The organism is Aneurinibacillus aneurinilyticus ATCC 12856 (genome assembly GCF_000466385.1).
In the GTDB taxonomy this organism is placed as follows: domain Bacteria; phylum Bacillota; class Bacilli; order Aneurinibacillales; family Aneurinibacillaceae; genus Aneurinibacillus; species Aneurinibacillus aneurinilyticus.
Genome location: NZ_KE952812.1, coordinates 18687 through 30774, shown reverse-complemented (window position 1 = coordinate 30774; position 12088 = coordinate 18687). Strand labels below are relative to the sequence as shown.

13 protein-coding genes and 1 riboswitch are annotated in these 12088 nt (G+C 45.4%); of the genes, 8 read left to right on the top strand and 5 right to left on the bottom strand.

Features of this window, described 5'->3' with window-relative positions; genetic code table 11:
- Nucleotides 1–141 precede the first annotated feature (141 nt).
- Nucleotides 142–831: a metal-dependent hydrolase gene (locus HMPREF0083_RS14570; protein WP_040302892.1), complete on the bottom strand. Its 690-nt coding sequence runs from the start codon at nt 829–831 to the stop codon at nt 142–144.
- A 155-nt stretch (nt 832–986) separates the two neighbouring features.
- On the opposite strand from HMPREF0083_RS14570, the gene HMPREF0083_RS14565 reads away from it, so the two are divergent.
- The 6 genes from HMPREF0083_RS14565 to HMPREF0083_RS26450 all read left to right on the top strand — a co-directional run bounded on the left by HMPREF0083_RS14565 (nt 987) and on the right by HMPREF0083_RS26450 (nt 7206).
- Complete coding sequence (locus HMPREF0083_RS14565; protein ID WP_021622259.1) at nt 987–2414, top strand: YheC/YheD family endospore coat-associated protein; 1428 nt, start codon at nt 987–989, stop codon at nt 2412–2414.
- Between the two features lie 5 nt (nt 2415–2419).
- Entirely contained in the window at nt 2420–3520 is a 1101-nt protein-coding gene (locus HMPREF0083_RS14560) for a YheC/YheD family endospore coat-associated protein (protein ID WP_040302913.1), read from the top strand.
- Nucleotides 3517–4824, top strand: a complete 1308-nt coding sequence (locus HMPREF0083_RS14555; protein WP_021622257.1) for a YheC/YheD family endospore coat-associated protein — start codon at nt 3517–3519, stop codon at nt 4822–4824. The genes HMPREF0083_RS14560 and HMPREF0083_RS14555 overlap by 4 nt, the downstream gene beginning before the upstream one ends.
- 1 nt (nt 4825) lies before the next feature.
- A complete protein-coding gene (locus HMPREF0083_RS14550) occupies nt 4826–5290 on the top strand; it encodes a GNAT family N-acetyltransferase (RefSeq protein WP_021622256.1) in 465 nt (154 codons plus the stop codon).
- The gene (locus HMPREF0083_RS14545; RefSeq protein ID WP_021622255.1) at nt 5287–6375 is read left to right on the top strand and encodes a YheC/YheD family endospore coat-associated protein; all 1089 of its coding nucleotides are present in this window, start codon (nt 5287–5289) and stop codon (nt 6373–6375) included. Before HMPREF0083_RS14550 ends, HMPREF0083_RS14545 begins: the two co-directional genes overlap by 4 nt.
- A 151-nt stretch (nt 6376–6526) precedes the next feature.
- Nucleotides 6527–6672: riboswitch (cyclic di-AMP (ydaO/yuaA leader) on the top strand.
- Nucleotides 6673–6678: 6 nt separating this feature from the next.
- Nucleotides 6679–7206 carry a C40 family peptidase gene (locus HMPREF0083_RS26450; protein WP_021622254.1) on the top strand — a complete coding sequence of 176 codons (528 nt, stop codon included), beginning with the start codon at nt 6679–6681 and terminating at the stop codon, nt 7204–7206.
- Between the two features lie 88 nt (nt 7207–7294).
- Here the strand turns inward: HMPREF0083_RS26450 and HMPREF0083_RS14535 are convergent, their stop codons facing one another.
- Nucleotides 7295–7996 (bottom strand): hypothetical protein, encoded by a 702-nt coding sequence (locus tag HMPREF0083_RS14535; protein WP_021622253.1) that lies wholly within the window; start codon nt 7994–7996, stop codon nt 7295–7297.
- A gap of 139 nt (nt 7997–8135) precedes the next feature.
- Here HMPREF0083_RS14535 and nhaC point away from each other — a divergent pair, with 139 nt between their 5' ends.
- The gene (gene nhaC, locus HMPREF0083_RS14530; protein ID WP_040302889.1) at nt 8136–9548 is read left to right on the top strand and encodes a Na+/H+ antiporter NhaC; all 1413 of its coding nucleotides are present in this window, start codon (nt 8136–8138) and stop codon (nt 9546–9548) included.
- A gap of 49 nt (nt 9549–9597) precedes the next feature.
- Here the strand turns inward: nhaC and HMPREF0083_RS14525 are convergent, their stop codons facing one another.
- Together HMPREF0083_RS14525 and HMPREF0083_RS29780 are read right to left on the bottom strand one after the other, a co-directional pair.
- On the bottom strand, nt 9598–10755 hold the full coding sequence (locus tag HMPREF0083_RS14525) for an aminotransferase A (protein ID WP_021622251.1): 1158 nt from the start codon (nt 10753–10755) through the stop codon (nt 9598–9600).
- Nucleotides 10756–10919: 164 nt separating this feature from the next.
- Nucleotides 10920–11054 (bottom strand): hypothetical protein, encoded by a 135-nt coding sequence (locus tag HMPREF0083_RS29780; RefSeq protein ID WP_021622250.1) that lies wholly within the window; start codon nt 11052–11054, stop codon nt 10920–10922.
- A gap of 139 nt (nt 11055–11193) precedes the next feature.
- Between HMPREF0083_RS29780 and HMPREF0083_RS14520 the strand changes: the two genes are divergently transcribed.
- Nucleotides 11194–11640: a 2-thiouracil desulfurase family protein gene (locus HMPREF0083_RS14520; protein ID WP_040302887.1), complete on the top strand. Its 447-nt coding sequence runs from the start codon at nt 11194–11196 to the stop codon at nt 11638–11640.
- 55 nt (nt 11641–11695) lie between these two features.
- Here HMPREF0083_RS14520 and HMPREF0083_RS14515 read toward each other — a convergent pair whose 3' ends face one another.
- Nucleotides 11696–11956 (bottom strand): metal-sensitive transcriptional regulator, encoded by a 261-nt coding sequence (locus HMPREF0083_RS14515; protein WP_021622248.1) that lies wholly within the window; start codon nt 11954–11956, stop codon nt 11696–11698.
- Nucleotides 11957–12088: the final 132 nt, after the last annotated feature.

Sequence of the window (12088 nt, the reverse complement as noted above, 5' to 3'; positions counted from 1 at the left end):
TGTCCGAAAACTAGGGCGAAAAAAGAGAGTGGCTTTATGAGCCACTCTAACACAAGAGGTATATAAAAAGGGGGTTTTTCATCACACTCTTAAGATACCCCATGTATATTACATGTATATTACAAAATTATTATGAAACTGTTATATTTCCAATTCTTCACCTGGATTCAACACTTTCCCCTTCAATCCTTTGCCCTCAAGACTGCTCACAAATGTTCCTGGGTCCTGCTTAATAACCGGGAATGTGTCGTAATGTACTGGAACCGTCAACTCTGCACCTACCCACTCGGATGCTTGAAGCGCATCTTCTGGCCCCATCGTAAAATTATCTCCGATCGGCACGAATGCAACATCGATCCGGTTGCGAGCACCTATCAACTTCAAATCGCTGAACAGCCCTGTATCACCAAGATGATACAGGGTTTTACCACCCATAGTAATTAGAAAACCGCCAGGCATACCGCCGTAAATGATTCTCTGCTCATCTTCGAGCACAATGGCTGAACTGTGAAAAGCCTGTGTCATCTTTACTGTCCCAAAGTCGAACGTGTATGCCCCACCAAGATTCATCGGATGAACATTTGCTCCCTGCCAGCTCATATATGTAGCCAACTCATGTGTAGCGACAACCGTAGCATTGTTCCGCTTGGCAATAGTAAGCGCATCGCCGAGATGATCGCCATGTGCGTGCGTCAACAATACATACTGTACTTCGACGTCTTCAGGCTTTACTTTTGCAAGACTGTTCCCGGTAAGAAATGGATCAATAATAACCGATTTTCCTCCATGTGAAACCTGTACACAAGAATGTCCGTGATACGTAATCTTCATACTTTCATCCTCCATTCTTTGCTTCACTCGTACTCTCCATTCTATTGTACCAGCGTCCCTCTCCGCAAACAAATAGGCAAGAACACTCACGCTCTCCTTGGCTTCCACATAAGATGAAGGGATGATATACGCATGCAGGAAAGGGGGAGCGAGCCATGATACAACATCATATGCGAATTCAGCGTATAGCCGATTCGTCCCTTCCCGCTGCGGTCGATTTGTTACTTCCGGCTGCCTTTGCTAAAAAACACGGCATCTTCGGCACACATACGCTTGAATTCGTTTATGGATTACAGACCGCGATCGTAAATTTCGAGATTGGCGCCACGGCTTCCACAGTTCGCATCCGTGAATCTCTCGCACGTCGTCTTCATCTACTAGAAGAAAATAATATGACGTATGGCTTTCATTTTCATCCGAATACACGAAAACTTATTATCGGTCCACTTGTTGGAGCTCTTATCTATCGAATGGCACCTACGGAAAACGGGCCATTCGGCGGCATCACCGACTTCTGTCGAGAAATGGTGCAGACCTGTCGGAAACACGGCGGACTCGGCTTTATTTTCACTCTGGAACAGATCTCACCGGAAAATGACACGGTAGACGGCTGGACATATCACCATAACCAGTGGACCAAACACAAGTTTCCACTTCCACAATGTGTCTACAATCGTATTGGTTCACGCCGGATTGAAGAAAAAAAAGAGACGCAAGAGAAAATAGCTATATTAAAAGAGAAAGGCTCACTCTTCTTCAATGAACAATTTCTTGATAAATGGCACATTCACCAACGTATGTCCCTACTGCCAGAGACAGCCTCGTTCTCTCCCTACACCGAACTGTACATGGGAGCTGCATCTCTTTCCTCCATGCTGCAAAGGTATCCATATCTTTATCTTAAACCATCCAGCGGCAGCCTGGGTCGTGGCATTATCCGTCTCGTCCGAAGCAAGCAAGGCTATCTTTGTCAATACTCTTCACTAACCGGAACCGTTACGCGCCGCTATCCATCGTTTAATATGCTGCATCAGATGTTACGTTCACGTATGAAAAACCAACCTTACTTAATGCAGCAAGGATTGCATCTCATCAAAGCGCGAGGAGGCATCGTAGATTTTCGTGCACTCGTCCAGAAAAATAAACGTGGTACATGGAGCATCACATCCATCGTTGGGCGAAGTGCACCGACAAGCAGCATTGTTTCCAATGTCGCACACGGGGGTACGATACTGTCCCTTGGATCTGCGTTAGCAGCGGCTGGATTCCCGCCAATAACGTGCAAGTCCATCGGCGCTTCCGTCAGGCAGCATGCGCTTTTGATTGCACAATTGTTCGAACAATGCACAGAAGGACATTACGCCGAACTCGGCATTGATTTAGGCGTTGATAAAAAAGGAAAAGTATGGATGATCGAAATCAATTCGAAGCCTTCCAAGACAAATAACTCCGTGGCAAGTGTCGGCAAAGGACCGCGACCTTCTGTTGTTCGGTTGATCGATTATTGTTTTTATCGTAGCGGATTCATCTCACCGGCGCCAAAGAAGGCGCCACAAGCTAAGCGTCGCACAAGGAGGAAATGATCGTCATGAAAAAAAAGGCAACGGGCTATCTGGGCATCCTGGCCACTCCGAGTACAAAATATCTCCCGTTTCCCGACAAAACATTCTACGCATACCTGACTCAAGCAGGAAGGCGTATCGGGCTGCCCGTCTATGTAATTTTGCCCACTCATATTAATTTTGCCACTCAATCGGTTATCGCGTACCGCTATACAACCGAGAAAAAATGGGTCAAAACCCGTATGCCATTCCCTACGCTCATATATGACCGATTATCAAACCGTAAAAAATATGAAACACAAATCAAAAAATTAAAATCCCAGCCTTCTATTACATTTCTTGGCCATGTGTTGGGCGACAAGCTTAAAAATCATAACCACCTCATTCAGCACCCGGGAATTGCTGCCCATATGCCGCCTACCGAACCAGTCACCTCAATGCAGGTGATTAAGAACATGCTTAACGTGTATGATGCAGTCATCGTTAAGCCAATGCGCAATTCACTCGGTATCGGTGTGATGAAAGTTACATCCAAAAACAACATTCATCGTGTCGATGGACGTGATTTCAAAAACAAGGTCTTCCATAGAAAGTTTTCTAACCGCTCCTCGCTCCTGTTTTGGCTTCAGAATCAGTGCAAAGTCAAGATGATTGCCCAACCGTATCTGGAGCTTCACACACCTGAGGGTGTACCATTTGATATCCGCGTGCTTGTTCAAAAGGGAGGCAATGGCGAGTGGGGAGAGACCGGACGCGCCGTTCGAGCGGGAGCGGTTGATGGACTTACATCAAACCTATGCGGCGGTGGCAAAGCGCACACATACGAACCATTTCTGCGGCAATATTTTAGCGAAGAGCAGCTGTTACAAATTCATCGGGAAATCGACTTTATTGTCAAGGAACTGCCACCGTTCCTGGAAAGCCGACATGGTCGGCTCGTTGAACTTGGCATCGATATCGGTATCGACCTGTCAGGAAGAGTGTGGCTTATCGAGGTAAATTCTAAACCGGGACGCGCATCTTTTAGGAAGATTGAAAATGGGAAATACCGACGCGATGTACAGCTTAATCCATTGCGCTATGCATACTATCTGGTACAAAATCGTAAAGGGACGGCCACCCCATGAGTAGGCTGGCGACAGGATGGGTATCGATCCACCCTTTAAGGCGAACATGGCGTCTTCACATCTCTGCGAAAAATTCACCTCGCGCTCTGTTAATACGTAAAAGACTCCGTATTCAGTTCGGAAGCTGGAGAAAAGACCTTCTCATAACGCATAAACGACCCAGTCCTCACACTATAAAGGCAAAAATACGCATTCGTTCACAGAAAAATCGTTATACGATAGGACCGCTTATTGGCATCCTAACCGTAGCTGGAGGCGGACGATTCCGCGGGGTTCAAAGCAATTTTATCGACATTATCGAAACTGGAAGGAAAAAAGGGGCTTTTGTCTATGTCGTACCAATAGAAAATATCGATTGGAAATCAAAAACCGTACAAGGCTATCTGTTTTATTCCAAAGAAAAGAAATGGATTAAAGAAAGACTGCCGTTACCGCACGTTTTGTACAATCGCATCCCCAACCGTATGTTTGAAGAGCAAGCACATGTCAAAGCCGCGCTCGAGCAACTATCAACTATGCGTAATCTTACTTTGTACAATCCACAGTTTTTTAATAAACAACAATTATATGCCGCACTACAACGCGATCCTGACATTACGCCCTATCTTCCCCAAACCGTTACGTTTACATCCAAAGCTCAGCTCTATCACATGCTGTCTTCCTATTCGTTTGTATACATCAAACCAGTCAACGGCATGGCCGGTAAAGGTATTTACCGCGTACAAAAAATAACCAATGGCGACTATCTTGTGCAATATCAGGAACAAGATGATACGGTAAGCAAACGTTTCTCCTCTAAAGGGGAGGTATGGACATATCTTGCTCCCCTAATTAAACAAAATTACGTCATTCAACAAGGAATTGATTTGGCGACCTTTGACAATAAGCTATTCGATGTTCGCCTTCTCGCGCAGAAAAATGGACGCGGCGAATGGGAGGTAACAGGGGCAGGCATTCGGTTAGCAGGGGCAGGCAAGATTACGACCCATGTCCCGCGCGGCGGCTCCATTCAGCCGCCTGAAGACATTCTTATGGCTGCATTCCCACATATTGCGCCTCGCCATCTGCTTACATCGGTTCGCCGTATGGCTTTGCGCATTGCCCGTTCACTGGAGAAAGAATGGCAAACACTCGGTGAAGTATCCATGGATATCGGAATTGACAAAAATATGAACATCTGGTTTATCGAAGCAAATGCCAAACCGGGCAAATTCGATGAACCGCATATCCGCAAGCTATCATTGCAGCGCATTGTAGAATATGCTCAACATAAGGCAAAATTTATCGAGGTAGGAGAATCTTGAGATGCCCGTCTATGCGTTCTCGCCCGATACGTTCAGCCGCGCGAGAGAAAAATTAATCAGGTTTAGTAAAACACACGGAGATCGGCGCATCACTGCAAAGGCTATTCGCTGGGTCCAGGAAATGCCTGAAGTTGACATCAACCAGGAAGGCACCCTGCTTCTTGCATATGTACACAGCAAAAAATTGCTCGGGTTTCTCGCTGTAGCCAAATACGGAATACGAGAATCTTTTCTCGTTGTTCACCCAAAGGCACGAACGCAGCAAATCGGCAAAACACTAACCGAAGAAGCAATCCATCGGCTCGGCAAGCTGTATGCCCGTGTTGCAGCAGATAATATGCCCAGCCTCAAAACATGCTTTGCAGCACGCATGGTCGCTTTTTCTTGTATACGAGGTGTCACCGGAAAACCGACATTGTGGCTTGCAGCTGGAGACTGGAGCAAAGATGATGTGGAGAGACTATGACTATAAATCAACCGCTTATCGGAGTTTTAACACACCGCAGAGGCGCTTTTATCGCGGGGAAAACATACCTTACCAGTCTAGCTATGGTCGCTGAAACGTATGGCTGTAAGCTTGTTGTCTATTCCCCTTCTGATATTCGTGAGGAAAAAGGAATTGTGAACGGATTTATCTATAATAGTGAAATGAAAACATGGCAACAGCGAAAAACACGGTTGCCCGATATCGTTTATGATCGCTTTAGCAATATGACACCTGAATCATTTAAAAAATATGCGGCATACAGAAAAGTAAGCCGATTACGCTACTTAAACGATCGTTTCGCGCATAAATGGAATGCTCACTGCTTCTTTAGCCGCAATTCAGAGCTTGTTCCCTACCTTCCAGATACAGCCCCGATGCGACAAGGCATTCTGGCAAAAATGATTAAAAAGTATCCAATTCTCTACGTCAAGCCGGTAAATGGCTCTGGAGGCAAAGGCATTCTGCGTATTCGCCGTGAGAAGAACAGGCTCGAAATAATCGGGCGGGACCGGCAGGGCTGTGTCATCCATAATTCCATTTCTTCCCTATCTGCGGCCGAACGCTTTCTTCTACTATGGTGCCAAAAGCAAGGACGCTCTTTCATTATACAGCAAGGACTCACGCTTACCCTCTTACCTAACAGCATTTGTGATAGCCGTGTACTTGTCCAGAAAAACGAGCAAAACGAATGGCACATTACAGGCATGATAGGTAAGAAATCGCCAGAGGCATTGGTCACTTCCAATCTGCAAAGCGGAGGTCAGGCCATTGAGCTTGAAGAGCTACTTCATCATCGATTTTCCGCAAAGGAAAAGGAACATATTATTGCAGATATTGAACGGATTAGCCTGATTCTCCCCCGATATATCGAATCAAAATTCGGCAATTTCATAGAATTTGGCATTGATATCGGTATTGATACGAAAGGCCGAGTTTGGATTATTGAGGTAAATACAAAACCAAACCGTGAGCTGTTCCGTCTGGCTGGGCAAACCGATGCGTATCAAACCGCCATCGAAATGCCCATTCGCGTCGCCGCAGCCCATCTTTACTCCCATCACTAAGCTTTATGCCCACATGTATAGCCCCTAGCCCCTGTTCGTTTTCTTACCGAACAGGGGCTTATGACTTTTTCCCCACCTTTACAAATGAAGGAAACGCTTCCACCTATCTTATAATGTTTCGCCCTCTTTTTTACGTTAAGGTATAACAAGCAACAAAAAAACGCCAAATTCAGTTCTGTTATACAACAAAACTGAAACGGGGGAACCAATATAGTGGGGTGAAATCGCGACTATACGCGATCGGGCGCCTTTCGACCGAACCCGTCAGCTAACCTCGTCGGCGATAAGAGAGGGAGAAACAACGTGAAGAAAAGCACTAAAACACTTGCTGGGGGATTGTTGGTAGGATGCTTGCTATTTGGGGGATTGACTGTTATTCCGGGACAAGCCGATGCCGCATCCGTTTCCGCAAAATTCGGTCAAACAGTAAACGTACCGAACAAAACTGACGTTATTGATAATATCATCCGCACCGGTAAAGGCTTAGAGGGCATAGCGCATTACAGCCACAACTATCAGCCTGGGAAATATATGGATTGTTCGCAATTCATGTATTATATCTTCCAAAAAAACGGCATTGACATTCATACACGCGACGATGACCGTCAGGTAAAGCTGGGCAGCTACGTGCCGAAAAGCAATCTCCAAAAAGGGGATCTTATCTTCTACAGCACCAAACAAGATAAATCGGATATTACACATGTAAGCATGTATATTGGCAATGGAAAAGTATTACACATGGCAAACTCGCAAGCAGACATTACCATCAGTAATCTGAACAGCTCCTGGCATCAAAAAAACTATGTAACAGCAAGACGTATCATTGAGTAAACATTGCCTATTACCAATCATCATATCACAATGGCCCCTTCCCTTCCGTATAAACAAGGGAAGGGTTTTTTAATCAGTCTCTCCAGCTTTACTCCGCTTGTTTTCTGCTCAGCTGCTCAAAATAGACAATGATTTCTTCAATATTGTTCGGAAGCGTCCATCCTCTTTCATGAAAAACGGTCTTGTACTTGCGATGAAACGGTTCTGCTTCATCACGAATGGCTCGCTGTCTCTTGCCTAACCACTCCCGTTCATCTCCTGAAAGCTTCTCTTCAATCGCCCCGCATATAAAAGAACGGCATATGCTTGTTTTAAAGCTGGCGTTAAGTCCGCATCCTTTACCGTCGATGAAGAATTGGCAAACTGCATATGCTAATCGTTCATCCACTGCCTTATATACAGTATGTGGCGATTGACGCAGCTTGTCATACCGCTCTGCCGGAGATTCCAATGATGTAGAATCCCGTTGATAAAATAGCGGGTGAATGAATGCGCCTGCCACAATTTCGTAATCGTGGATTGTATTACGCGGATTGCGGTACAGCACCTCTAAAAAGAATTCCGTCTTTTCTGCTGCAATCATTTTATATACCTCAAATAAAGTAAACACCGGTTCATATGCACAGCAGCCGATATGGGGCAGTTCTTTCGAACGCCGCTCAAAGTGTGAATCGGGACAGCACCGACAGACTTCGGACAGCAACTGCTGATTCTTCACATCCCACTGCACCGCATTATGTTCCATACTCTCATCCCCATTTACATTGTTTGGCTTTTGATCTTCGTCCATTATAGCGTACTTTTTAATTGTGCAAAAACAAACAATACTTTACAAACAAACTATTAATCTTGTATTCTTAATTAGGTTGCTTTAGCACAAAAAAGCGAACAAGCGTTTAAGCAATAAATTAGTATTGGAGGGATTTTACGTGCAAGAGGACACAACTGAGCATTTTTTCACAAAAACGCAGGCGTTGCTACTCACACTACTGCTGCTCGGCCTTATTGGTTCATTTATTATTAAGCTGCAGACACCCCCACATGTTCCTCTCCTTCTCTGTATATTCCTATTAATTATCATCGGCTTTCTTAAGAAAGCGAACTGGAAGACGATGGAGCAGGGAATTGTCGACGGTGTGAAACCGGGGCTCGTGCCAATCTTAATCTTTTTACTTATCGGGACGCTTATTGGCGTATGGATGGCTAGCGGTACTGTACCAACTATGATGGTATATGGCTTTTATGTTCTATCCGCCCATTATTTTCTTCCTGCTGCGCTCGTTATCTCCGCCATCGTCGGAACATGTATCGGCAGCTCGCTCACTACAGTCGCCACGATCGGGGTCGCGCTTATGGGCATGGGAACAGTTATGGATATCAATCCAGCATGGGTGGCCGGTGCGGTCATATCAGGAGCATTCTTCGGTGATAAAATGTCACCGCTATCCGATACGACCAATCTAGCACCAACATTAGCACGAATAGATTTATTTACACATATTCGTCATCTTCTTTGGACAACCGTACCTGCGCTTTTGATTTCTCTTGTGTTATTTCTTCTCATCGGCAACGGAAGCGCAGTATCTGACTCGGCTGCTCAGGTAGAAGGCCTTCGCCAGGCGTTAGAACAGCATGCCATTATCCATCCGGCAGCTCTTATTCCACCTGTTCTGCTGTTTATTCTGGCTATGCTCCGTGTTCCGGCCGTACCGACCTTAATAGCGGGAATTCTATCAGGTATAGCAATTGCATTCTGGTTAAATCCCGTTATAACCGCTGGGCAGATGGCTACTATTATTCAAAATGGCTTCGTCTCCGAGACTGGCATCAAAGCAGTCGATTCATTGCTTACACGAGGCGGTATGCAGAGCATGATGTTCTCTGTCTCGCTTATCTTTCTGGCGCTTAGCATGGGCGGATTGCTGTATCGCCTGGGGATTATTAACAGACTCATGGAGATGGTCCATCGGTTTATTGCAACGCGGGGTCGCCTTATCGCATCTACTGCACTTTCTTCTATCGGCATTAACGTACTGCTTGGGGAACAATATTTGTCCATTGTTTTACCCGGAAATGCTTTCGTACAACAATATGAAAAACTGGGACTTGAACGCAAAAACATGGCCCGTGTACTCGAAGACGCAGGCACGGTAGTTAATCCGCTTGTTCCTTGGAGCGTATGCGGCGTATTTCTCTCCGAAGTGCTCGGTGTTCCGACAATCGAATACTTACCATTTGCGTTTTTCTGTCTATTGTGCCCGATCCTTACTATCTTTCTTGGATTTACCGGAATCGGCATAGCCAAAAAGCAAGAAAACAAACAAAGCCTCCCTCTGGAATAAGGAGGCTTCTTCTTTTTTCTGAGCCGGTTTGCCTGAATCCTTTTCCGCCTCACTTATTCAGTACAAGAAATGCTTCTAAACGATCAAGCCCTTCTTCCAGAACGTCCATTGCATAAGCATAAGAAATTCTAATGTACCCTTCTCCATAGGAAGAGAATGCATCGCCCGGCACGACCGCCACTCGCTGTTCTTCAAGCAAACGCAATGCAAAATCAAAAGAAGATAAACCGAATTTCTTAATAGACGGAAAAATATAGAAGGCCCCGTCCGGTTTCACTACCTCGAGCCCCATCTTTGTAAGCCGTTCATATACGTACACGCGCCGTTTATCATATTCGTCCTTCATCGCTTGTGCATCGTTAATCCCTTCTGTGAGCGCCGTAAGTGCCGCATACTGGCTAATAGAACTCGCACACGTTGCGTTATACTGATGGACTTTCACCATCTGTTCAGTTATGTAGGCTGGTGCGAACGTAAATCCGATACGCCAGCCGGTCATGGAATGCGATTTAGACAGTCCATTGATAACAATTGTTTGCTCTCTCATGGTAGAAAGCGTCGCGATAGAACGGTGTGTTTCGCCATAAATCAGCTCGCTGTAAATTTCGTCCGAAATGATAAAAATCTCTTTGCCTGCCAATAATTCAGCTATCTCTTCAATACCCTTTTGCTCAAGTGTACAGCCAGTCGGATTCGACGGGTACGGCAAAATTACACAACGTGTATGCTCCGTTATTTTTTCACCTATAAGCGCTGCCGTCATTTTAAAATCAGTATGACGCGTATCCACATAGACTGGTACTGCGCCACACAAGCGAATAATCGGTTCATATCCTGGATATACCGGCCCCGGCAAGATCACTTCACTACCTTCTTCAAGAATCGTGCGAAATGCAATATCGATCGCTTCGCTCGCTCCGTTGGTCACGATCACTTCCGAGGCCGCATCGTAACACAACCCGTATTTTTGCGCCACGAATGTGCTTGCTGCTTCTCTCAAAGCCTGTAAGCCAGCGTTCGGTGTATACGTCGTCCGGTTTTGGTCAATCGCCTGCTTGCCCGCAGCCTTAATATGTTCAGGTGTGGCAAAATCGGGCTGTCCAATTGTTAATGAAATAGCGTCGTCATACTGCTGAACAAGGTTAAAAAACTTACGAATTCCTGAAATCTGAATATCGCGTACCCGCGAATTGAGTAAATGCTGCATCTATCTCGTTCATCCTTTCTTTACGCAAAACATCTGGCTTCTTTCGTTAAAGTATAGCACGGTTTGTAAAAGAAGGTGCCCGTTATTCTACTCTTGCCAAGATTGTTCTATCAAGCTTCAACCGCCTTATCCTACTTTTTATTATTTTAATAAACCGTCCTCTTTTAATGGGCGAATGACAATCTCATCAGTAGGAAAAGCCAATTCGGATATATCTTCAAACGTAAAAAACCAACATCCGTCAAATCATCGGACGCCTGTAGTACGCCCCTGCATTTCGGACAGTAATGATAACGCATAGCTCTTCCTCCTTCACTTGTATTGATACATCCTGCGTTCATGTCAAAAAAGGGGCGGCATATCCTTTTTCAACCTTCATTTTGCTCCTGTTTTTTGTCGGTGTATACTTGTAATAGAATGCAGAAGGAGCTGAAGTATGTGAAAATCGTAAGCGCATGTCTAATGGGATGTGAATGTCGATACGATCAAAAAGACAACAAGGTGGATGAAATCGAACAACTCGTTAAGGACGGTAAGGCCATACCTGTCTGCCCCGAACAGCTAGGCGGTCTTCCTACTCCGCGTAATCCGGCGGAAATCGTCAATGGAGACGGTTTCGATGTGCTTGACGGTACGGCGAAGGTTATTGATAATCAAGGCAACGATGTAACGGAACAATTCCTGCAAGGTGCCCGGCAGGCATTGCGTATGGCACAGGCAGCCGGGGCTGAAGAGGCTATCCTCAAAGAACGAAGCCCTTCATGCGGGAGCGCGCTCGTATACGATGGGACCTTCTCCAAAACAAAACGAGAAGGCACTGGTGTTACTGCCGCCCTCCTCTTGCGTCATGGTATCTTTGTACGCTCTGAAGAGTCACTGGATTAACTGAAATATATAGCCATACACAAAAAAACAGCACGCATGGTGCTGTTTTCGTATACTAGCGACTTTTGACAAGCAAGTCCACTGCTTCTTTAATTACATGATCCGGGCTGTTGCCTTTTTCAATCTCCATGCGGATGCACGCTTCCATATTGTTCGCCACAACCAATCCAATAGCACGGTCGACGGCGGAGCGCACGGCAGTCAGTTGAGTAACTACATCCCGGCAGTCTTTTTCCTGTTCCATCATACTCAGCACTCCGCGAATCTGTCCCTCAATACGGCGAAGACGGTTTTTTACGGCATCGTTATACTCCATTTATTATCACCTCGACCTAATAAGCTATATAGTATATCATACCCCTTTAGGTATGAGTTGTAAACAAAGAAAATACATCAAAACGCTCCAAAAAGAGCAAGCTATACATAATAGTTTAATTAAGGAGGGTAA